Annotated in this window: 21 protein-coding genes and 1 pseudogene; 13 read left to right on the forward strand and 9 right to left on the reverse strand. The window is 73.8% G+C overall.

Features of this window, described 5'->3' with window-relative positions:
- Positions 1 to 31: 31 nt before the first annotated feature.
- Positions 32 to 442, forward strand: a complete 411-nt coding sequence (locus ACGF0D_RS24005) for a sigma factor-like helix-turn-helix DNA-binding protein (protein ID WP_392919358.1) — start codon at positions 32 to 34, stop codon at positions 440 to 442.
- A 20-nt stretch (positions 443 to 462) separates the two neighbouring features.
- Here ACGF0D_RS24005 and cynR read toward each other — a convergent pair whose 3' ends face one another.
- Positions 463 to 1,371 (reverse strand): transcriptional regulator CynR, encoded by a 909-nt coding sequence (cynR, locus tag ACGF0D_RS24010; protein WP_392919361.1) that lies wholly within the window; start codon positions 1,369 to 1,371, stop codon positions 463 to 465.
- Between the two features lie 136 nt (positions 1,372 to 1,507).
- On the opposite strand from cynR, the gene ACGF0D_RS24015 reads away from it, so the two are divergent.
- The 7 genes from ACGF0D_RS24015 to ACGF0D_RS24045 all read left to right on the forward strand — a co-directional run bounded on the left by ACGF0D_RS24015 (position 1,508) and on the right by ACGF0D_RS24045 (position 7,846).
- A complete protein-coding gene (locus ACGF0D_RS24015) occupies positions 1,508 to 2,092 on the forward strand; it encodes a carbonic anhydrase (RefSeq protein ID WP_392879470.1) in 585 nt (194 codons plus the stop codon).
- A 72-nt stretch (positions 2,093 to 2,164) separates the two neighbouring features.
- Positions 2,165 to 2,635, forward strand: coding sequence for a cyanase (cynS, locus tag ACGF0D_RS24020; RefSeq protein WP_392919364.1), 471 nt, complete (start codon positions 2,165 to 2,167; stop codon positions 2,633 to 2,635).
- 102 nt (positions 2,636 to 2,737) lie between these two features.
- Positions 2,738 to 3,247, forward strand: a complete 510-nt coding sequence (locus ACGF0D_RS24025; RefSeq protein ID WP_392919367.1) for a nucleoside deaminase — start codon at positions 2,738 to 2,740, stop codon at positions 3,245 to 3,247.
- Positions 3,248 to 3,380: 133 nt separating this feature from the next.
- A complete protein-coding gene (locus ACGF0D_RS24030) occupies positions 3,381 to 3,794 on the forward strand; it encodes a hypothetical protein (RefSeq protein ID WP_392919370.1) in 414 nt (137 codons plus the stop codon).
- Between the two features lie 78 nt (positions 3,795 to 3,872).
- On the forward strand, positions 3,873 to 4,883 hold the full coding sequence (locus tag ACGF0D_RS24035) for an aldo/keto reductase (protein ID WP_392919372.1): 1,011 nt from the start codon (positions 3,873 to 3,875) through the stop codon (positions 4,881 to 4,883).
- Positions 4,884 to 5,618: 735 nt separating this feature from the next.
- On the forward strand, positions 5,619 to 6,434 hold the full coding sequence (locus tag ACGF0D_RS24040) for a DUF4253 domain-containing protein (RefSeq protein WP_392919375.1): 816 nt from the start codon (positions 5,619 to 5,621) through the stop codon (positions 6,432 to 6,434).
- A gap of 152 nt (positions 6,435 to 6,586) precedes the next feature.
- On the forward strand, positions 6,587 to 7,846 hold the full coding sequence (locus ACGF0D_RS24045) for an SLC13 family permease (RefSeq protein WP_392919433.1): 1,260 nt from the start codon (positions 6,587 to 6,589) through the stop codon (positions 7,844 to 7,846).
- Positions 7,847 to 8,098: 252 nt separating this feature from the next.
- Here ACGF0D_RS24045 and ACGF0D_RS24050 read toward each other — a convergent pair whose 3' ends face one another.
- Complete coding sequence (locus tag ACGF0D_RS24050; RefSeq protein ID WP_392919378.1) at positions 8,099 to 9,088, reverse strand: beta-galactosidase; 990 nt, start codon at positions 9,086 to 9,088, stop codon at positions 8,099 to 8,101.
- Between the two features lie 139 nt (positions 9,089 to 9,227).
- On the opposite strand from ACGF0D_RS24050, the pseudogene ACGF0D_RS24055 reads away from it, so the two are divergent.
- Positions 9,228 to 10,435: pseudogene (locus ACGF0D_RS24055) on the forward strand (RNA-guided endonuclease InsQ/TnpB family protein).
- Here the strand turns inward: ACGF0D_RS24055 and ACGF0D_RS24060 are convergent.
- From ACGF0D_RS24060 to ACGF0D_RS24070, 3 genes are all read right to left on the reverse strand, one after another.
- Positions 10,394 to 10,846, reverse strand: coding sequence for a beta-galactosidase (locus ACGF0D_RS24060; RefSeq protein ID WP_392919381.1), 453 nt, complete (start codon positions 10,844 to 10,846; stop codon positions 10,394 to 10,396). The pseudogene ACGF0D_RS24055 and the gene ACGF0D_RS24060 sit on opposite strands and share 42 nt — an antisense overlap.
- A gap of 134 nt (positions 10,847 to 10,980) precedes the next feature.
- On the reverse strand, positions 10,981 to 11,682 hold the full coding sequence (locus tag ACGF0D_RS24065) for a hypothetical protein (RefSeq protein WP_392919384.1): 702 nt from the start codon (positions 11,680 to 11,682) through the stop codon (positions 10,981 to 10,983).
- 153 nt (positions 11,683 to 11,835) lie between these two features.
- Positions 11,836 to 12,912 carry a response regulator transcription factor gene (locus tag ACGF0D_RS24070; protein ID WP_392919386.1) on the reverse strand — a complete coding sequence of 359 codons (1,077 nt, stop codon included), beginning with the start codon at positions 12,910 to 12,912 and terminating at the stop codon, positions 11,836 to 11,838.
- A gap of 636 nt (positions 12,913 to 13,548) precedes the next feature.
- On the opposite strand from ACGF0D_RS24070, the gene ACGF0D_RS24075 reads away from it, so the two are divergent.
- Positions 13,549 to 15,000 (forward strand): glycoside hydrolase family 18 protein, encoded by a 1,452-nt coding sequence (locus ACGF0D_RS24075; RefSeq protein WP_392919389.1) that lies wholly within the window; start codon positions 13,549 to 13,551, stop codon positions 14,998 to 15,000.
- A gap of 99 nt (positions 15,001 to 15,099) precedes the next feature.
- On the opposite strand, the gene ACGF0D_RS24080 is transcribed toward ACGF0D_RS24075, so the two are convergent.
- Positions 15,100 to 16,044, reverse strand: a complete 945-nt coding sequence (locus ACGF0D_RS24080) for an NAD-dependent epimerase/dehydratase family protein (RefSeq protein WP_392919392.1) — start codon at positions 16,042 to 16,044, stop codon at positions 15,100 to 15,102.
- A gap of 138 nt (positions 16,045 to 16,182) precedes the next feature.
- Here ACGF0D_RS24080 and ACGF0D_RS24085 point away from each other — a divergent pair, with 138 nt between their 5' ends.
- On the forward strand, positions 16,183 to 17,529 hold the full coding sequence (locus ACGF0D_RS24085; protein ID WP_392919394.1) for an ALF repeat-containing protein: 1,347 nt from the start codon (positions 16,183 to 16,185) through the stop codon (positions 17,527 to 17,529).
- 100 nt (positions 17,530 to 17,629) lie between these two features.
- On the opposite strand, the gene ACGF0D_RS24090 is transcribed toward ACGF0D_RS24085, so the two are convergent.
- A complete protein-coding gene (locus ACGF0D_RS24090) occupies positions 17,630 to 17,842 on the reverse strand; it encodes a hypothetical protein (RefSeq protein WP_392919397.1) in 213 nt (70 codons plus the stop codon).
- A 184-nt stretch (positions 17,843 to 18,026) separates the two neighbouring features.
- On the opposite strand from ACGF0D_RS24090, the gene ACGF0D_RS24095 reads away from it, so the two are divergent.
- Entirely contained in the window at positions 18,027 to 18,548 is a 522-nt protein-coding gene (locus ACGF0D_RS24095) for a peptidylprolyl isomerase (RefSeq protein WP_392919400.1), read from the forward strand.
- Between the two features lie 218 nt (positions 18,549 to 18,766).
- Here ACGF0D_RS24095 and ACGF0D_RS24100 read toward each other — a convergent pair whose 3' ends face one another.
- Both ACGF0D_RS24100 and ACGF0D_RS24105 read right to left on the reverse strand, forming a co-directional pair.
- On the reverse strand, positions 18,767 to 19,093 hold the full coding sequence (locus tag ACGF0D_RS24100) for a hypothetical protein (protein WP_392879506.1): 327 nt from the start codon (positions 19,091 to 19,093) through the stop codon (positions 18,767 to 18,769).
- Between the two features lie 118 nt (positions 19,094 to 19,211).
- Positions 19,212 to 19,424, reverse strand: a complete 213-nt coding sequence (locus ACGF0D_RS24105) for a hypothetical protein (RefSeq protein WP_392919403.1) — start codon at positions 19,422 to 19,424, stop codon at positions 19,212 to 19,214.
- A gap of 23 nt (positions 19,425 to 19,447) precedes the next feature.
- On the opposite strand from ACGF0D_RS24105, the gene ACGF0D_RS24110 reads away from it, so the two are divergent.
- Positions 19,448 to 20,605 carry a hypothetical protein gene (locus ACGF0D_RS24110; protein WP_392919406.1) on the forward strand — a complete coding sequence of 386 codons (1,158 nt, stop codon included), beginning with the start codon at positions 19,448 to 19,450 and terminating at the stop codon, positions 20,603 to 20,605.
- Positions 20,606 to 20,614 lie beyond the last annotated feature (9 nt).

The raw sequence follows: 20,614 nt of genomic DNA on the forward strand, positions 1-20,614 counted from the left end.
GCACCCACCCGCGCCACCCCGGGACACCACCATGCCGACACCACCACGCCGTTCGGCCGCCCCCGGGCCCGCCCTGGGCCTGTGGGCGCTGCACGACCTCCACCTGCGCCACTACCTTGGCTACGCCGGACTGCTCCTGCCGCCCGCCGACGCGCCCCTGGCCGTCCGCGCGGCCTTCGAGGAACTCAGCGGCCACTGGCTCGACGCCCTGGCCACCGCCAGCCCCACCGCCTGCGCCTGGCAGGCGGTGCGCCGCCGCGTCTGCGCCCAGGCCGGCCCCCGGCCGCTGGGCCCGGTCGCCCACCTGACCGCCGCCCAGCAGGACGTCCTGCTGCTGCACCTGGTCCTCGACCTGTCCGCCGCCGAGGTCGCCGCCCTCACTGGCACCGAACCCGCCGCCGTCCACGTCCAGCTCCGCTCCCTGGCCGCCGCCCGCCGCTGACCCTTGAAGCCGTACGGCCCCTACGGCGCGGGCGCGTAGCCGCGGGCGCGGACCAGGTCGTGGGTCAGCCCGGTGAACGCGCGGGCGGCGGCGCTGCGGTAGGCGCCCTCGCGGTGCAGGAGGGCGACCGTGCGGGTGGGCAGCGGCGGGTCGAGGGGCACGGGGGCGAGGTGGGGGTGGTCGTGGGCGATGGCGTCGGGCAGGACGGTGGCCAGGCCGGTGCGCCGGACGATCTCGGTGAGGGCCTGGATCGAGTTGGCCTCGACCGCGATGCGCGGGACGGCCCGGTGACGCTCGAAGTAGGCGTCGATGTGGCCACGGGTGGCGAATCCGCCGGTGAGCAGGGCGAGTTGCTCGTCCTGGAGGGCGTGGACCGGTAGCGGCGTGGGCATCGCCTCGGCGCGCGCCGTGCCGGTGACGAGGCTGAGGGTCTCGGTGAACAGCCCGGCGGCGGCGATGCCGGGCAGGTGGGCGCCGGCGAAGGCGATGCCGACGTCGAGGTCGTCGGCGAGCAGGGCCGCTTCGATGCGTTCCTGGGTCATCTCCGCGAGGGTGAGGCCGATGCCGGGGTGGCGGGCGTGGAGCTCGGCGGTGAGCGGCCCGACCAGGTAGGCGGTGAAGGTGGGGGTGACGCCCAGGCGCAGGTGGCCGCGGGTGAGGTCCTGGACGTCGTGGACGGCGCGCTCGGCGGCGGCCAGGTCGCGCAGCGCGCGCCGGGCGTGGTCGGTGTAGACGGCGCCGGCGTCGGTGAGCCGCACGGCGCGGCCGGTGCGGTCCAGCAGCTGCACGCCCAGGGTCCTCTCCAGCTGCTTGATCTGCTGGGAGAGCGTGGGCTGGGAGATGTGCAGCTCCTCGGCGGCGCGGGTGAAGCTGCCGTGTTCGGCGACGGCGAGCAGGTAGCGCAGGTGACGCAGTTCGAGAGCGGCCATGGCCACCACTGTAGCCCCACCTATAGATGAGACCAATGAATCCCATGGTCAACGGCTCTTGGACACTATAGGAGCAGGTCATGCATGGTGGATCTCACCAGCCCACAGGGCCGATCACCATCCGAAGGGAGTGACCGTGCAGGACCTCACCGACGGCGTCGCCCGATTCCAGCGGGACGTCTTCCCGGCCAAGGCGCAGCTCTTCGCGCACCTCGCCACCCACCACACCCCGGACACGCTGTTCATCAGCTGCTCCGACGCCCGCGTCGTCCCCGAACTGATCACCGGCACCGAACCCGGCGACCTGTTCGTCATCCGCACCGCCGGCAACCTCGTACCCGCCCACAGCCCCGAGGCCGACGGCGTCGCCGCCAGCATCGAGTACGCCGTCACCGCGCTGGGCGTCAAGGACATCGTCATCTGCGGCCACTCCGCCTGCGGCGCGATGACCGCCCTCGCCCAGGGCCACGACCTCAGCGCCGCCCCCGCGGTCGCCACCTGGCTGCGCCACGCGGACGCCTCCGTGGCCCGCACCGCCGCCGACGGCGACGTCCCCGCGCTGGTACGCCAGAACGTGCACGCCCAGCTGGCGAACCTGGCCACCCACCCCTCGGTCGCCCGCGCCCTCGCCGAAGGCAAGGTCGCCCTGCACGGCTGGGTCTACGACATCCCCACCGGCCGGGTCGAGGACCTCACCGCCGCCCCCACGCTCGCCGCCTGACCACCACACCCCCTCCCCTTCTCATGTCGTCCCGTCTCCGGGCGACACACCCCCCGAAAGGACGTACCGATCATGGTGCACGCCCAGACCAGCCAGACCGCCCGCGAAGCCCTCGCCGACAAGGCCGTCGAAGCCAAGACCCGCAAGAACCTGTCCTGGAAGCAGATCGCCGAGGCCTCCGGCCTGTCGGTGGCCTTCACCACCGCCGCCGTCCTCGGCCAGCACCCGCTGCCGGAGCAGTCCGCGAAGGCCGTGGCCGAACTGCTCGGCCTGGACGACGACGCCGCGCTGCTGCTGCAGACCATCCCGGTCCGCGGCTCGATGCCCAACCGCATCCCGACCGACCCGACGATGTACCGCTTCTACGAGATGCTCCAGGTCTACGGCACCACCCTCAAGGCCCTGGTCCACGAGGAGTTCGGCGACGGCATCATCTCCGCGATCAACTTCCGGCTCGACGTGAAGAAGGTCGCCGACCCGGACGGCGGCGAGCGCGCCGTCATCACCCTCGACGGCAAGTACCTGCCGACCAAGCCGTTCTGACACACCGACAGGACGACACGCGACACGCCAGTCGGCGCCGGGCGGGCCGGGAGCACAGCCATCCGGCCCGCCCCCCATCTCTCTCAACTCCGGAGGAACACCGTGGACTTCGCCCAGCGCACCATCGACATCGCCCGCCAGAACGTCGCCGAAGGCGGCCGCCCGTTCGCGACCGTCATCGTCAAGGACGGCAGGATCCTCGCGGAGAGCCCCAACAAGGTCGCCCAGACCAACGACCCCACCGCCCACGCGGAGATCCTCGCCATCCGCGAAGCCTGCACCAAACTGGGCACCGAACACCTGACCGGCACCACCATCTACGTACTCGCCCACCCCTGCCCGATGTGCCTCGGCTCCCTGTACTACTGCTCGCCGGACGAGGTCGTCTTCCTCACCACCCGCGACGCCTACGAACCCCACTACGTCGACGACCGCAAGTGCTTCGAACTGGACAGCTTCTACGCCGAGTTCGCCAAGCCCTACCAGGAACGCCGGATGCCCATGCGCCACGAGCAGCGCGACGCCGCCGTCGAGGTGTACCGCTTCTGGCAGGAACGCAACGGCGGCGAGCGCCGCGTCGCGGGCGCCCCGACCGCCGCACGACCCGAGTGACCGAGAAGCCGGCCCGGGCCCAACCGGGTATCCCGCCCGGTTCGGGCTCACTGAGCCCGGCAGCGGTCCGGAGCCGTAGACGTTGACGGGGCGCCCTCTGCCGGAGCGGGCGCCGCGGCGTCAGGAGACAGGCGTGCTCAGGTTCCACGGCGCATGGCGGATCACCGTCGTCGGCAGGAGCGCCGACTTCGACCAGCGGGCGGTCGTCCGCGGCACACACGGACTGCGGGTGCTACCCGGACGGGTCGGCGCCACCATCCAGATGGACGAGGACAGCTGGACGCTCTCCCTCGAACACCACCAGCGCGGCCGCGGCTGGCAGCCCAACCTGCGCACCACCCCCGGGCCCGTCACCGAACACGGCGGCCTGCGCAGCCAGTTGCTCACCAGCAACGACCGCCACTGGCCGGGCAAGCCGCTCGACTACGTCAACTTCGTGCTGCGCCTGGACCAGGGCGCCGCGCCGGCGCGCGCCGCAGGTGCGTCGCTGCCGTCGTCGTCTTCGCTGTCCTCGCTGTCGGAGGGGAGCGGGTGGGCGTCCTGGTAGCCCGCCGGCACCACCTGCGGCCGCAGCGGCACGACTAAAGTCCCAGGTGAGAACCACCGCGCCCGAGGAGACCCCGCCATGCCGACCGACCCCGCCGCCACCCCGACCCCCGCCCCCGCCACCGCGCGCCCGCACCCCGCGCGCCTCGGCCTGGGCACGGCGGCCGTCGGCCGGCCCGGCTACATCAACCTCGGGCGCGACACGGACCTGCCCGCCGACCGCACCGTCGACGCCCTGCGCGAGCGCACCCACACCCTCCTCGACGCCGCGTACGCCGCCGGCGTTCGCTACCTCGACACCGCCCGCTCCTACGGCCGCGCCGAGGAGTTCCTCGGCCAGTGGCTCGCCGAACACCCCGAGGCCGCGGCCGAGGTGACGGTCGGCAGCAAGTGGGGCTACACCTACACCGCCGACTGGCGCACCAGCGGAGTCGCCGCACACGAGGTCAAGGAACACTCCACGGCCGTCTACGACCGCCAGATCCGCGAGACCCGCGCCCTGCTCGGCGACCACCTGGACGTCTACCTGGTCCACTCCGTCACCCCCGACAGCCCCGCCCTCACCGACCCCGCCCTGCACCGGCGCCTCGCCACCCTCGCCGCCCAAGGCGTACGCGTGGGCCTGTCCACCAGCGGCCCCGCCCAGGCCGACACCATCCGCCGGGCCCTCGCCGTCACCACCGACGGCCGACCCCTGTTCACCGCCGTCCAGGCCACCTGGAACCTCCTGGAGACCTCCGCCGCCCCCGCCCTCGCCGAAGCCCACGCGGCCGGCTGGCTCGTCGTCGTCAAGGAGGGCATGGCCAACGGCCGCCTCGCCGGCCGCAACGCCACCGGCCCCGACACCACCCCCCTGCGCACCCTCGCCACCCGCACCGGCACCACCCCCGACGCCCTCGCCCTCGCCGCGGCCGCCGCCCAACCCTGGGCCGACACCGTCCTCTCCGGCGCCGCCACCCCCGCCCAGCTCACCTCCAACCTCGCCGCCACCACCCTGCGCCCCACCCCCGAGGACCTCGCCACCCTCGCCACCATGGCGGAGCCCGCCGAGGCGTACTGGCGCACGCGGTCGGGGCTGCCCTGGTCCTGAGCGGTTGGTGGGGCCAGGCCTGCCCCTCGGGTTCTCGCCGCCCGTCGGCGCCCGTCGGCGCCGTGGCAGAGCCGGCCGCGGCGTGCCGGCGCACGCGGGTGGGGCTGTCCTGGTCCCGTGGTGTCGGTGGGGGGCGTGCTTGCCGACACCGGCCACCGGCCTGCGCCCGATGTCCGGGGCCTCGCCGTGGCGCCGCCGTCCTGGCTCCGGGCCGACACCGTCCTCTCCGGTGCCGCCATCCCTGCCCAGCCCGCCTCCGTCCTCGCCGTCATCGGCCTCGACCCCGCCCCGAGGGCCTCGCCGCCCTCGGGGCGAGACAGTGCCGGTCGAGGCGTGCCTACACGCGCGGGCGGGTGCGGTGCGGTGCGGGGTGTGCCGCGCAGGAAGTCGGCTGGGCCGACTTCTCGTGCCTGGGGGAGCCGGCCTGTCCTGAGGGTTCGGCAGGTCGGCCTGCCGTCGGCGCTGTGGCGGCGCCGTGCCGTGTTCCTGAGGCGCTCGGGGGCGCGCGTCCGCAGGCTGGGGGTCGAGGTGGGTCGGGGGTGGGCAGCGCCGGGGCCGAGCCGGCCGAGGCGTGCAGGTGCGCGGGCGGTCCCCGTGTGGCGTGGGAAGTCGGCGGGGCCGACTTCTCGTGCTTGATGGGTGAGGGTTCGCCGGGCCGGCCCGCCGTCGGCGCCCGGGGCGCCTGCGGCCGGACGCCGGCGGTCGTTGTCGGTGGTGGCGCCTACGGTGAGCCGCATGACCGAGCACCTGGACCTCGCCGCCGCCCTCGCCGCCCGGCCCGTCGACCTGCCGCCTGGCCGTACGGTCGCCGAGGACGAGGGGCGCCGGCCGCTGCTGTGGATCAGCGACGGCCCCGCGCCCGCCGGGCTGTGGCGGCAGCTGCACCGCGCCCACCCGCAGACCGGGCTGTGGCCGCTGCTGCTCAGCCCGCTCGACCACACCGACCCCGACTACCGGCCCTGGCTGTCCGGCGAGCTCTACCCGACCGACGCCGCCATACCCGACCTCTACGACCCGGCCGCCCTGCTGAGCACCTGGTGGAAGCAGGCCGACGAGGACGAGGACGGGGAGACGGACGAGGACGCCGAGATCATCGACGAGACCCTCGCCCCCTACGGCCGCACCTGGCCCGGCCTCGCCCCCGCCGCCACCGTCCCGGACGGCGCCGCCGGCGCCGAGGCCCGGGAGCTGGCCGAGGTGCTGCGGTCCGTCAAGGACGTCCGCCTCGGCCTGGTGAGGGCCGACAGCGGCGCCCACGCACTCGCGGTGTGCGGCTGGAGCGGCCCCACGAACCACGAGAACGACATCGCCAAGATCGCCGCCGTGCTCGCCGACTGGGAGCGCCGCTTCGGCGCGCAGATCGTCGAAGTCGGCTTCGACACCCTGGTGTTGAGCGTCCCCGTGCCGCCCGCCACCCTCGCCGAGGCGCTCCCGCTGGCCGCCGAGCACACCGCCTTCTGCCCCGACCTGGTCCTCCAGGGCTCCGGCAGCCTCACCGAGTACGCCGAGGAGCTGGTGGGCGCCCACCAGTGGTCCTTCTGGTGGGACTGACCTGACTTGCTCCCAGGGGGAGGGGAGGGCGGGGGTGCGGATCCGGGCGCACGGACCCGCCCGGCGCCCGCCGCCGACCGGTGTGGCATGCTGCGCCGGGCCGCGAACCAGGCCCGCGCACCGACCACCCCACCCGCCCCCGAGGAGCACCCCTGAACACCGCCTGCGCCGAAGTCCTGTCCGCGGGCCTGCTGATACTCGTCCTGGTCTGCGCCGTCGCCCGCCCCTGGGGCTGGCCGGAGGCCGGCGCCGCGGTGCCGGCCGCCGCCCTGCTGGTGGCGACCGGCGCCGTCCCGTTGGAGCACGCGACGGCCGAGGCCGCCCGCCTCGGCCCGGTGATCGGCTTCCTGGCCGCCGTCCTGGTGCTGGCCAAACTCTGCGACGACGAGGGACTGTTCCGCGCCTGCGGGGCCTGGATGGCGCGCAGCGCCGCCGGCCGTCCGCGCCGGCTGCTGGTCCAGGTGTTCGCCGTCGCCTCGGCGGTCACCGCGGTGCTCAGCCTGGACGCCACCGTCGTGCTGCTCACCCCGGTCGTCCTGGCCACCGCCGCCCGCCTGGGCGCCCGGCCCGGACCGCACCTGTATGCCTGCGCCCACCTGTCGAACACGGCGTCGCTGCTGCTGCCGGTCTCCAACCTGACCAACCTGCTCGCCTTCACCGCCAGCGGCCTGAGCTTCGGCCGCTTCGCCGCCCTGATGGCACTGCCGTGGCTGGCGGCCGTCGGCGTCGAGTACCTGGTGCTGCGCCGCTTCTTCGCCACCGACCTGGACGCCGCCCCCACCGGGGCCCCCGACCCCGCACCGGCCCCCGCCATGCCGCTGTTCGCCCTGGTCACGGTGGGCTGCACGCTCGCCGGGTTCGGCCTCGCCTCCGCGCTGGACGTCGACCCGGCCTGGGCGGCGGCCGCTGGCGCCACCGTCCTGGCCGTGCGCGCCCTGGCCCGCGGCCACGCCACCCCCGCGACGGTGGTGCGCTCGGCCGCCCTGCCGTTCCTGGCGTTCGTCCTCGCCCTGGGCATCGTGGTGCGCGCGGTCGTCGACAACGGCCTGGCCGCCGGCCTGGCCCACCTCGTGCCCGCCGGCACCGGGCTGCCGGCCCTGCTCGGCATCGCCGCGCTGGCCGCCGTCCTCGCCAACGCCATCAATAACCTGCCCGCCACCCTCGCCCTGGTGCCACTGGCGGCCCCGGCCGGGCCGGGTGCCGTCCTCGCGGTCCTGCTCGGGGTGAACATCGGCCCCAACCTCAGCTACGCCGGCTCGCTGGCCACCCTGCTGTGGCGCAGCATCGTCCGTGACCGCGGAGTGCCGGTGGACCTGCGTGAGTTCACCCGCCTGGGCCTGCTCGCCGTCCCGGCCACCCTCACCGCCGCGGTCCTGGCCCTGTGGGCCTCCTTGCAGTTGATCGGCACCTGACCGGAGCGGGATCCCGACCCGACCCGGGCCGACCCGGGCCGGGCTCCGGCGGTGAGCAGCCGTACACCGAGTCGCGGGCTCGCCGTCCGGGCTCGGGAACGGCCTGGCCGCCGGGACCGCCGCACACAGCGGGACCGCCGCGCACAGCGGGACCCGCAGCACCCGCTCGGGCCCCGGGGCACCTGCGCGGAGTGGGAAGTCGGCGGGTCCGACTTCCTGTGCCGGTGCGGAGGCCGGTGCGGTGGGCCGAGGTCAGTAGTCGGAGCTGGGGGCCGCCGTGACCGGGCCGAGGTCCGGTTCGTCGCGCAACTCCACCGCGGTGCCGTGCCGTTCGAGTTCCAGCACGACCAGGTCATTGGTGCCGGCCCGCCACAGGGGGGCGGGGGCGTAGAGGGTGCGCTGGGGGCCGGCGGCGCAGTGGCGGCCGAGGAGGAAGCCGTTGAGCCACAGCAGGCCCCGGCCCCAGTCCGGCAGGGCGACGAACGCGTCGGCGGGGGAGGGGAGTTCGGCGGTGAAGCGGTGGAAGGCCGGCTCCCCGTCGCCCGCCTCCCCGGCCTGGGCGCCGTCGGTGAAACTCAGCGCGGACAGGTCGGTCAGCGGCAGCGGGCGGATCTCCCAGCTGAAGAGCCGTTGGTGGCCGTGCGAGACGCCGCGGGTGATGCCCTTGCGGTCGTCCATCTGCGGGCCGTAGTTCACCCGGCCCAGCGCCTCGACCAGGATGTCCAGTACGACCCCGTCGGGCCCGGTGGCCAGCGGCAGCGTCGCACCGGGGGAGTTGCGCTCCAGCACCCCGAGCGGGCGGCCGTCCGCGAAGACCTGCGCCCGGTCGGCCAACCCGTCGATGCGCAGCGGCAGTTCGGGGCGCGGGCCGGGCACCCGGGTGCGGTAGTGGATCAGGCCGCGGCCCTGCCCGACCTGCTCCATCGGCAGCGGCGCCGCGTGCCGCCGCGGCCGCGACAGCGCGTCCAGGGCCCGCGCCAGGACCGCCCGCCCCCGCGCGCGCTCCAGCCGCTGCGGCGCCACCCGGGGTACGGGGCCGGGCAGTTCGCCGTCCGGCAGGGGAAGGTAGCGGCCGATGACCTCGCGCAGGGCGTGGAACTTCTCGGTCAGCTCGCCGGCCTCGCCGATCGGCGCGTCGTAGTCGTAGCTGGTGACGGTCGGCTCGTAGCCGGCGTCCAGCGGGTGGGCGCCGGAGTGGTTGGCGCCCGCCCACAGGCCGAAGCTGGTGCCGCCGTGCGCCATCCCTGATCTTGCAGGGTATCCCCGGCTTTAGCCGGGGATGGAATGCATCCTTGGCCCGGAGGCGCGAAGCGGCGGAGATCGCTTCGTTGTCAGTGGCGTGCACTAGCTTGATCACATCTACCGAAGGGGGGTGGGCCGGATGATCCGTGCGTACAAGTTCCTCATGCGGCCCACCGTGGGCCAGACGCAGGCTCTCGCCGAGATGCTGCGTGATCACTGCTCTCTCTACAACGGGGCGTTGCAGGAGCGTCGTGACGCCTACCGGCATGTCTCGAAGACCGCTGTCCGATACGGTGACCAGTCGGCGCAGCTCAAGGAGATCCGGGCGTTCGACCCCGATTGTCAGGGGCGCTGGTCGTTCTCTTCGCAGCAGGCCACGCTTCGTCGGCTGGACAAGGCGTTCGCGGCGTTCTTCCGCCGGGTCAAGTCCGGGGAGACGCCGGGCTATCCCAGGTTCCGGGGCGTGAACTGGTTCGACACGGTGGACTTCCCGAAGGACGGGGACGGTTGCCGGTGGGATTCCACCCCGCACGACCCGGTGACCCGCGTGCGCTTCCAGGGCGTCGGGCACGTCAAGGTCAACCGGCACTGGCCGGTGGTCGGCAAGGTCAAGACTGTCAGCGTCAAACGCGAGGGCAGGCGCTGGTACGTCGTCCTCACCGCGGAACAGGCCGAGCCTGCGCCGCTGCCGGCGACCGGCAGCGTGGTCGGCATCGACATGGGCATAGCCAACTTCCTCGCCGACTCGGGTGGCGGGTTCGTGCCCAGCCCCCGCCACGGCCGCGCCAACGCCGCGAAGCCGCACAGCAGGCCCTCGCCAAGTTCCCCCGCGTACGCCGGGACAAGCGCACCGCCAACCACCGCCGCGTCGTGGAGAAGGTCGCCAAGCTGCACCGCAAGGTGCGCCGCCAGCGGCTTGACCACGCGCACAAGACCGCGCTCAAGCTGGTGCGTGAGCACGACTTCATCGCGCACGAGAACCTGACGATCCGCAACATGGTCCGCACCGCCGCGCCCAAGCCCGACCCGGACAACCCGGGCGCGTTCCTGCCCAACGGTGCGTCGGCGAAGACCGGACTCAACCGCTCGATCTCGGATGCCGGATGGGGGGTGTTCCTGACGATCCTGCACGCCAAGGCTGAGAGCGCCGGACGGGAAGTGATCGCTGTGGACCCCCGCAACACGTCCCGCCAGTGCCCCGAATGCGGGCACACCAGCGCGGACAACCGGCCCACCCAGGAGAAGTTCCACTGCCAGAAGTGCGACCACCGGGCGCACGCTGACACGGTGGGAGCCACCAACGTTCTACGGGCCGGGCTGGTCCGTCGCGACGCCCGCAAGGGTTAGCGAGAAGCCCCCGGCATCAGCCGGGGGAGGAGTCACGTAGAGGCTGACGGAGGCGCCGATGGCGAGCAGTTCGTCCAGCGAGGCGGCGGTCTCCTTCGGGTCTCGGACGTGGTGCGGCAGGCCCCACTGGTCGAACCAGCCGATCCAGAACTCCATGGCGGTCAGCGGCCCTTCGCCTTGGTGGCGGCGCAGCACCGCCAGCCGTTCGGGGGCGCGCGAGCCGAACGTGGCGGTGGCGAGGTGGCCGGGGATGGCGCCGCCCTGCTGCATGGTGTCGTGGGCGCCGTCGGCGGTGAACAGCAGGCAGTCCACGCCGCGCCGCACCAGGCCGTCGCGCACCCGTCCCACCGGGGCGGAAGCCCGGGCCGGACGGAACTCCCCGCCCGCACCGTCCTGCTCGTCCCCGCCCACCTCCGGGACCGGGCCGAACAGGGCAGCCCTCGAACCGCACCTCGAACGGCGCGACGGCGATGTCCTGGCAATGCCGCCCCGGCAGGGCGTCCGGCCACTCCTCCAGCAGCAGCCACGCCGCGGCAGCCTTCGGGTCAGCCCGTCGGCCGCACCACGGGAGGGAGCGTGATGACCGGGCCGATGGACCGGCAGCCGTCGTAGGTCATGGCCTGCAGCGGCGGGCAGTGGGCATTGGTCGGAACCGACGTGGGCGGGGCCGGCAGCTCCGGGCGCGGCGGGATCGTCCAGTACGGGGACGGCTTGCCGGCCGGCGCCTGCGAGCGGCCCGCCGACTGCTCCCCAGCCGACTGTGCCCCGCTCGTACCGGTGGCCGCGGCGGTGGGCGCGGCCTGGGACCGGGGGCGGGTGGTGGCCGGCCGGGCGGACGGCTCGCCGGCCCCGGGGCCCCCGGCGTCCTGCGTCGCCGCGATCGCCGCCTCGGGCGGGGCGGAAGCGGGGTCGGGTGCGGGGTCGGTGTTCGCCGGAGCCGTCGCCTCCGGGGCGGCCGCAGGCGCGGCCTGCGCCGGGGCGCCGGGCGAGGGGTCGGCCGAAGGGCTGGCCGACGCGGCCGGGCTCGCCGCGCCGCCCGGACCGGCCGAGGTGCCGCCCGGGGAAGAGACCAGGAGCGCCGCGCCGATCCCGGCCGCCCCGAGGACGCACACCCCCGCCGCGACGGCGAGGGACCGCCGCCGACGGCGTGTCACCTCGCCGCCCTGCGCTGCCGCTGCGTCCTGTGCCGTCGCCGCGTCCTGCGCCGCCGCGGTGTCGTGCGGCTGCTCGCCGGTACCGTCCTGCATCCGGACCCCACCCTGTTTTTCCTGTGATCATGCCGCTGAACTGCGCGGATGCTAGCAGGCGCCGCGATGCGCGGACACCGGCGGGGCGCGGGGCACAGCGGTTCGGCCCGGTGACCGGAGCAGGCAGACCGGAGAAGGGCGGCCGGAGGGGCGCTACTGCGGCGGCAGGCCGAGGGTGGGGAGGTGGTCGGCCATCAGCAGGGCGACGAGTTCGCGGCGGCTGCCCACGCCGGTCTTGTGGAGGATCGCGGTGACGTGCTGCTGGACGGTGGGCACGGTCAGGTGCAGGAGCGCGGCGATGTCCTTGGTGCTGGCGCCGCGCACCGCGTGCAGGGCGACCTGCTGTTCGCGCGGGGACAGGCCGTGGGCGAGGATCGCCAGCGGCAGGCGCTGGACGGGGGAGGCCGGGGAGGTGACGACGGCGACGCCGCCGCGGCGGCCGTCCAGCGGGGAGGCGTGCAGGGTCAGCCACTGGCCGTCGGGGGTGCACACCCGCATCTCGGTGGGGCCGCCGCGGCGGGCGGCCAGGCGGGCGACGGTGAGGAAGCCGCTGGGCACCCCGCCGGTGTGGGCGGTGGGTTCGGCCATCCGCCCGATCAGTTCGCGGGCCGCCGCGTCCGCCGAGCGCAGCCGCCCGTACCCGTCCAGGATCGCGACGGCCGGGGTGTGCGGGGGCTGCGGCGGGCCGGCGCTGCGCAGGGCGGCGAGGTGGGCGTCGCGCAGGGCGGCGCCGATGGGCGCGGCGACGCGTTCGGCCAGGCGCAGGTCGGACAGGTCGTAGCGGCCGCGGGCGCGTTCGCGCATGAACGCCGCGGAGCTCCAGCGGCCGCCGCCGAGGTCGAAGTTGATCCGCAGCTCGTCGCCGTAGCCGCAGGGGTGGAGCAACTCCCGGTAGCGGACGCTGCGTTCGGGGCGGCCATCGGTCGCCCGGTCGATGGTCTGCACCCGGTGGCCGGAGGTGCGGATCGCGGCGAAGGTGGTGGCGTCCCCGCCCTGGAGCTCCAGTTGCACGGCCTGCTCGAACTGAGCGAAATCGAGGCCGTCGGCGACGGTGGAGGTGGGGAACCCGGTGACCGGGTCGTTGCCGTGCCAGCAGCCGCCGTCGAAGCCGAGCGGTTCCAGGAGCAGGATGTGCAGCTCGCGGAACAGCTCGGCGGCCGGTAACCCGGAGGACGCCAACTCGCCGATGGATGCCAGGACTTCCCGCTCAACGTCACGTCGTTTGGCCACGGACGGAATACTACGGAAGCCGGGGCCCGGCGTCCGGTGAACGGACGAGGAAGGGGCGGGCACGGAGGGGTTTCGTCACGGGAGCACGGGAGCACGGGAGCACGGGAGCACGGGACGCAGGGCGCGGGGGCGCTCTACTGTTCGGCGCGCCCGCCCCCGTCCCCGGCCCTCGACCTGGCCGGGCTGAAGTTCGCCGAGCACCATGCCGTCCATGATTTCCCCTCCGACGACTTCGGAATTCCCATGGAAAGCGCGTCATGATTCGATGACAACCAGGTAGTCGCCGGAAGGGTGCACGGGCCACGGGGCGGCGGCGGATGTCCGCCACCCGAATGGAGCATGGGGTGCCCGGTCGTGTCCGAGCGCGAGTTCGCGGGCTCCGGCGGCCGCCGCCTGCGCCCGTGTTCCACCCGCTCGGCGCGCCGCCAGCCCGTTTCGCCACCGCCTTCCCAGCGACGGCCCGCGCCGCAGTGCCGGGATGCGGGCCGCCGGGAACCGCGTGTCAATGAGGAGCGTCGGCCGTGAACCGCCGGTGCGGCGGCGGGGGCGTGCGGCCTCCGGGCGCGCGCCCGCGCGTTGGCCAGGACGAACCGCGTCTGCCGAACACCCGACATGCTCCGTCAAGGGAGAAAAGGCATGGAATTCGTCGGTTATTTCACCCAGTGGTCGATATACAGCAGGCAGGTCTATCTCAAGACCATCCACGACAACGGCACCGCCGACAGGTTGACCATCCTCAACTACGCGTTCGGGAACATCACATCCGGAGATGTGGCGACATCCACCGACTACCCCGAGGGGTACACGGGCTATCGGGCCTTCGAGGAGACCAGGAGCGCCGGGGACAGCGCGAAGCTGGGGGCGGACGCGAACATCAACACCGGAGACGCCGACGCCGACTACGGCAAACCGTTCAAGAAGAACGACAAAGACTTCGCGCCGTCCATCGAGGCCGACGACCCGGGCTGGGGTGCGTCGGCGCTCATGGGGAACTTCAACCAGCTCAAGCAGCTCAAGGACAAGCACCCCAAGCTGAAGGTCCTCGTGTCGCTCGGCGGCTGGACGTGCAGCCGCAACTGGTCGTCCGTCGCGGCGACCGCCCAGAGCCGGAAGGATTTCGTGAGCTCCTGCATCGACCTGTACATCAAGGGGAATCTGCCCGATCACATCTGGCAGCAGGCCTGGGTGCAGCCTCCGGAGAAGCCGAAGCCCCCCGTGTTGGTGAAGAAATTCGGCGGCACCGGCGTGGCCAAGGGAATCTTCGACGGCATCGACATCGACTGGGAGTGGCCCGGTTGCGACAGCGGCCTCAGAGCCGATGACGGCACCCACGGGAACAAGTACACCAAGGACGACAAGGCCAACTTCGTGGAACTGCTGAAGGAGTTCCGCAAGCAGCTCGACGATCCGGCCCTGGTCAAGGCCTACCCCCCGCGTGGAGGCAAGTACCTGCTGACCGCTTTCCTCCCCGCCGACCCGAAGATCATGGATGCCGGCTGGAACGCCGCAGAGGTCATGAAGTGCTTGGACTTCGGCAACATCCAGGGCTACGACTTCCACGGGGCCTGGGAGAAGAAGACCAACCAGCAGTCGGCACTCCAACCTCCGACGACCGGTGACCTCTCCGTGGAGACGGCCGTCGGCATGTGGATCAAAGCGGCCGGAGAGAGCGCCCGGGCGAAGCTCACCTTCGGGATCCCGTACTACGGCCGCGGCTGGAAGAACGTGGGCACCGAGAACGCCGACGGACTGGGCAACTCGGCGAACGGGAAGCCCCCCGGCAAGTACGAAGACGGTATCCAAGACTACCGCGACCTCGCCGCACTCGACTCCGGCAAGTACCCGGTCTCCTACAAGCCGGACAACAAGAAGCCGAGTTTCGCCTGGCGGTACAGCAAGGACGACAACATTTTCTGGACCTACGACGATCCGACCGTGGTCTACCAGAAGGCCGCGTGGGCCAAGGACCAGAAACTCGGCGGCGTCATGGTCTACTCCCTCGACGGCGACGACCCGAAGACCGGAATCCTCGCCCAGAACATCCGCGCGGGGCTGGACGGCGAGAAGCCGCCGACGAACGGACAGTAGGAGACGCGGCGTTGCCGGACGAACGGAGTCCGTCGACCGCCGGGGCCCGCGGCGTGCGCTGCGGGCCCCAGCGGCACCTCGCCTCCACCACCCGACCGGCTACGGCTGCGTGCGCTCGCGCCACCAGGCGACCGTCGCCCGCACCTGCTCCTCCAGCGGCGTCGCCCGCACCGCGAACGCCGCCTCGTACGCGGAGCAGTCCACCACGAACGGCTGGTCGAACTGGTAGCGCACCTCCCACAGTTCGCGCAGCAGCGGGGAGAACAGCCCCGCCACGGCCAGCACCGCCGCCGGCAGGCGGCGCACCGCGACCGGCCCGACACCCGCCTCGGCGACCAGCCGGTCGACCATCGCCCGCATCGACACGGCAGGAGCGGTCGGCACGTGCCAGGCCCGGCCCCAGGCCCGCTCCTCGCCAGCGAGTTCGACCATCGCCCGGGCCACGTCCGGCAGATAGGTCCAGCTGTGCACGGCGTCCGGGGCCCCGACGACGCCGAGCGAGCGGCCCTTCAGCAGACCGGGCATCACCCGCGCGGCCAGGTGGCCGCCGTCGGTGACGCCGGGGCCGAAGAAGTCCGAGGCCCGCACCTCCACCGCCCGGATCCGCCCGGCCTCGTGCAGCGCCCGCGCCCGCTCCCAGGCCGCCGCCCGCACCCGCCCCTTGGGGCCGGTCGCGGCGAGCGGCAGGTCCTCGGTCATCGGGGCGGCCACCGGCCCGTAGCCGTACAGGTTGCCGAGCATGACCAGCACGGCGCCGCTCTCCTCGGCCGCCGCGCACAGCGAGTCGGCCAGCGCCGGCCACAGCCGCGTCCACCGCGGCAGCGGCGGCGCGGCGCAGCCGTGCAGGGCGACGGCGCCGCGGGCGGCCTTCGCCAGCCGTACGGGGTCGCTCGCGTCCAGGGCGAGGTGCTCGACGCCGGGGACGGCCGGCCCGGCGGGGGCCCCGGTGCGGGTGACGACCCGCACCTCGTGGCCCTGTTCGGCGAGCAGGCGGGCGGTGGCGGCCCCGGCGGGTCCGTGTCCGACGACGAGGTGGAAGCTCATCCGCCACACCCTAGCCGCGCCCCTGGACGGGGGAGCGGCAGATAATTGGTATGGCAATCGTAAAAAGTGGATCTATGCTGTCGGTCGTTCATAAGCCTTTCACACGAAGCAGGTCTGCCCTCGATGAAGTTGCCCCGGGTGTCCGCAGTCGTCGCGGCCGCCGTCCTGGCCCCCGCCGTCCTCTTCCCCACCGCGGCCTCGGCCTCCGATACCCCCAAGCCGACCGGCATCTCCGGCCCTGACACCGGCTCGGACTCCGCCAAGGACACCGCGCCCGAGCAGGGCGACGCGCAGGAGCAGCGCGACCGCGCCGAGGTCGAGCGCATCCTCGCCGAGTCGCCGGCGGAATCTTGGAGCAGGGTGCACGAGGGCGCCGAGAAGGCCCTCAAGGGCACCGCCGCCGACCTGCGGCACTTCCTGGAGGTCGAGTTCGACGACCTGCGGAAGTCGGACAACCGGCTCCTGGCCGCCCGGATCCACAGCGCCGGCGGCCCGGCCGTCAAGGCGGCCGCCCGTGCCGCCATCAACGGCGGCGACGAGGCCATCGCCGAGTTCCTGAAGACCGGCCAGTTCACGGCCCGCGCCGAGGACGAGGACCGCGCCCGGGTCGAGGCCATCCTCGCCGACCCGAAGAGCGGCCGCGGCGTGCGCGAGGGCGCCGAGAAGGCCCTCAAGGGCGGTGCCGCCGAGCTGCGCCACTTCCTGACCGCCGAGCTGCCCAAGCTGCGCGGCGACGACAACCGGGTCAAGCTCGTGCAGCTCATGGACGCCGGCGGTCGGGCCGTGCGCGAGGCGGCCAGCAAGGCGCTGGACGCCCGCACGGACGAGGCCGTCGAGGCGTTCCTCAACGAGGGCTTCGCCAAGGCCCAGTTCGAGGACGACCGGGTCGACATCCTGCGCGTCATCGCCGACAAGGAGAGCAGCTCGTACACCGTCGCGGCCGCCCAGAAGGCCATGGACGGCAACGCCGAGGCCGCGCGGCACTTCATGACCGTCGAGCTGCCGCGCCTGCGCGCCAGCGACAACCGGGTGAAGGTCTCCCAGATCATCGAGACCGGCGGCCCGGCGGTGCGCAAGGCCGCCCTGGTCGCCTTCGACGGCAACGACGCGGACATCACGGCCTTCCTCAAGGAGGGCTGGGCCAAGGCCCGCGCCGAGGACGAGGCCGCGGCCGCGGCCGTCAAGCCCGGCAACGGCACCGGCACCGGCACCGAGAGCGGTACGGGCACCGGCACGGGCACGGGCACCGACGGTTCCGGGCAGCAGCCGCAGACCGTCCAGCCCGCCGGCCTCACCGAGACCACCGGCACCGGGACCACCGCCCGTACGGGCAGCACCGGCACGGGCACGGGCACTGGCACGCTCGCCGCCACCGGCACCGACGGGCTCGGTTGGGAGGCCGGCGGCGCCGCCGCTGCCCTCGCCGCGGGCGCGGCGCTGGTCGTGGCCGCCCGCCGCCGCTCCACCGGCTCCACCGAGAGCTGACACTCCCTCGCGTCCCCGGCCGCCGCCGATCACCACTCCGGCGGCCGGGGACGCGTCACGTCCGGCACCGCCGCGTCCGGCGCCGTCAAGGCCCGGTGGCTCAGTCGCCGTCCCCGCCGTCGCCCCCGCCGCTGCTCACCCTGCGGGGCCGGTTGCGCTGGTAGCCGCGCACCGCCCGCCCGGCGCCGAGGGTGAGCGCCGCGACCACGCGGGCCCAGCGCGGCCCGCCCCGGTCGGCCCACACCACGCAGCCGCACCCCGCGACGACCAGGACCAGCACCCCCACCAGAACCGCGCCGACCACCACGACCACCTGCCCTCTCCCGTGAAGCCCTCTGTACGTGTGACGGGTGGATCGTCCCACCCGGTTCGGCCGCGCGGGCGCACGCTGTGCCAGGATGCGGTAGCCGAACGGCCCAGGTCACCGCATCGGCCGTCCGTCGCACCGCCCGTTCTGCCCCGCACCGCCCGTACCAGCCGCACCCGAGGAGTCACCCGTGGCCACTGCCCGGTTCGCCACCCTGCACACCACGGCGGGTCCGATCCGCCTGGAGCTGTTCCCGTTCCACGCGCCGAAGACGGTCCGCAACTTCGCCGAACTCGCTGAGGGCACCCGGGAGTACACCGACCCGCGCACCGGCGAGCCGGGCCAGGGCCCGTACTACGACGGCACGCTCTTCCACCGGGTGATCAAGGGCTTCATGATCCAGGGCGGCGACCCGACCGGCACCGGCACGGGCGGCCCCGGCTACTCCTTCGCCGACGAGTTCCACCCGGAGCTGTTCTTCACCAAGCCCTACCTGCTCGCGATGGCCAACGCCGGCCCGGGCACCAACGGCTCCCAGTTCTTCATCACGGTCGGCACCCCCACCCACCTCAACCGCCGTCACACCATCTTCGGCCAGGTCGCCGACGCCGCCTCCAAGGCCGTCGTCGACGCGATCGCCACCACCCCCACCGCGGACGACCGCCCGCTCGAGGACGTGGTGATCACGTCGGTCGAGATCGAGCACTCCTGACCCCGGTGGCCCCCGCCCGGCGCGCCGGCTTCGGCCGGTGACACGGGCGCACCCCGTCGGAAGGGGGTGTCGAGGACGCCCACCGCACGTGATCGAGGGGCGGTCTCATGGAGACCGCCCCTCGATCGGGCGTCAGCCTGGTTCCCCCGCCGTGAAGCCGGGAGCGGGCCGGATATCGAAGCCCTGCTGGAGTACCAGGCGTTCCCGGTGGTCGGGCGTCACGCCACCCACTCGACGCGGGTGACGCTGTCGTTGGTCGCCGACGACTCCTCAAGGGTGCTGTTGGCCTGCAAGGTCCGCTTGCCCGTGTCGTCGATCAGAACGGCATCGCTGTCGGTGTTGTTCACCCACGACGAGATGTTCTTGGACGCGCTCTTCGTGCCGTTGTGGCCGTCCATGGGCAGGTCGCTGAGGTTCACCGCGAAGCCGGCGCCGATCCCGTAGGCGGGGCCCTTTCGGTTGCTGTCGCGGTAGATGGCGAGCGTCTTGGGGGGTGCGGTCTCGCCGTCGGTCAGCTTCACGACGCCGGGGGGGAGCTGGGCCATGCGTGGATCTCCTTAGAAAAACCCACACCGAATGTGTGGACTCCCATCAAAACATCTAGGACGTAGACAAACTATCGGCCGGGGGAGTGAAGTCACGCCGGCGGGCCGCCTCGACGGGTCACTTCGGCGAGAGCGGGCAGGCGATCCAGTTCACGCCGATGCCGTTGGCGCGGACGAAGTCCGGGGGCAGCGTGGCCTGGTTGCCGAGGCGGACGCCGGCCTTGAAGCCGGTACGGTCGGCGCCGTAGAGCCCGGGGACGCACAGCTCGGCGGCCTTGGGGCCGCCCGCGACGTGCACCACGGTGTGGCGCGGGACCAGCGCCAACGTCACAGGCCGCGCGTAGGCTTCAGTCGGTGACAGAGACACACCCCGCCGGACCCGAACCCGTCCCCGCCCCCGCCTGGGCCGCGCTGATCTCGGCCGCCACAGTCGACGAGGCGACAGGCACCGCCTGGCTGACCGGACTCGGCTTCAACCGCGTCGCGCCCGCCGACCTGCTCCTGCGGCTCCTGGACGCCGGCCGGCCCTGGTTCCTGTACCGCGAGGACCTGCCCGACGCCGCCCTGGACGCCGCCGTCGTCCACCCGGCCCGGCAGGTCCGCGTCACCGCCGCCGAAGCCGGCCACCTGTCACCGGCCCAGTGGGAACGCCTCATCGCCGCCAAGCCCGGGGCGCCCCGGCGCGGGCTGTTCGCGGAGCTCGCCGAGGAGCACCTGAACGCCCGCACGCGCCCGGGCGGCGGCCGCGGCATCGCCCGCGCCCCACACCCCGACGCCGTGCCGCCCACCACCCCCGAGGAGATCGAGGCGATGGCCGCCGAGGTCCCCGACATCGAGCCCGACGGATTCTCCTCGGCCCTGTGGTGGGTCGGCGCACTGCACCAGGACGCCGCGGCCATGCGCCGCCTCGCCGCCTCCCCGAAACTCCTGATCCGCCGCAGCGTCGCCAGGGCACCGCACCTGCCCGCGGACGTCGCGGCCCTGCTCGCCCGGGACGAGGACCGCGTGGTGCGGCTCTTCCTGGCCGAGTCCTGCGACGACGCCCCGCCCGCGATGCTGCTGGAGGTGGCGGCCTGGTGGGACGGAAGCCTCTCCTTCCCCGGCCGCCCCCGCAACCACCCCAACTTCCCCCGCGATGGCCTGCTGCGTCTCGCGGCGGACCCGAACCCGCGCCTGCGGGTGCTCGCGCTCGACGACCCGGCCTCCACCACCGCCCACGTCGACCGGCTCGCCCGGGACCCCGACCCGGGCGTGCGCCGCGGCGCCGCCGGCGACCAGCGGATCGACCCCGAGGCCCTGGTCCGGCTGGCCGCCGACCCCGACCAGGGCGTGCGGTGGCACGTGCTGGCCAACCCGGTGCTGCCCGCCGCCGAGCTGGCGACGCGCCTGCTCGACCCGTGCAACGCCGAAGCCGCCGCCCGCAACCCGGCCGTCCCCGCCGCGGTCATGCACCGCATGGTCACCCTCGCGACCGAGCGCCAGGCAGACCCGTCGGCCCAGGGGAGCGGCTGAACTCCCCTG

The sequence above is a fragment of the Kitasatospora sp. NPDC048298 genome (assembly GCF_043201465.1).
Classification (GTDB): Bacteria; Actinomycetota; Actinomycetes; order Streptomycetales; family Streptomycetaceae; genus Kitasatospora.

Bases quoted from the DNA above. Each gene is read 5' to 3' on its own strand.
- ACGF0D_RS24100 (WP_392879506.1), bottom strand. From the start codon at position 19,093: ATGGCCCAGCTCCCCCCCGGCGTCGTGAAGCTGACCGACGGCGAGACC.
- ACGF0D_RS24040 (WP_392919375.1), top strand. From the start codon at position 5,619: ATGACCGAGCACCTGGACCTCGCCGCCGCCCTCGCCGCCCGGCCCGTC.
- ACGF0D_RS24050 (WP_392919378.1), bottom strand. From the start codon at position 9,088: ATGGCGCACGGCGGCACCAGCTTCGGCCTGTGGGCGGGCGCCAACCAC.
- cynS (WP_392919364.1), top strand. From the start codon at position 2,165: ATGGTGCACGCCCAGACCAGCCAGACCGCCCGCGAAGCCCTCGCCGAC.
- cynR (WP_392919361.1), bottom strand. From the start codon at position 1,371: ATGGCCGCTCTCGAACTGCGTCACCTGCGCTACCTGCTCGCCGTCGCC.
- ACGF0D_RS24075 (WP_392919389.1), top strand. From the start codon at position 13,549: ATGGAATTCGTCGGTTATTTCACCCAGTGGTCGATATACAGCAGGCAG.
- ACGF0D_RS24035 (WP_392919372.1), top strand. From the start codon at position 3,873: ATGCCGACCGACCCCGCCGCCACCCCGACCCCCGCCCCCGCCACCGCG.
- ACGF0D_RS24005 (WP_392919358.1), top strand. From the start codon at position 32: ATGCCGACACCACCACGCCGTTCGGCCGCCCCCGGGCCCGCCCTGGGC.
- ACGF0D_RS24080 (WP_392919392.1), bottom strand. From the start codon at position 16,044: ATGAGCTTCCACCTCGTCGTCGGACACGGACCCGCCGGGGCCGCCACC.
- ACGF0D_RS24065 (WP_392919384.1), bottom strand. From the start codon at position 11,682: ATGCAGGACGGTACCGGCGAGCAGCCGCACGACACCGCGGCGGCGCAG.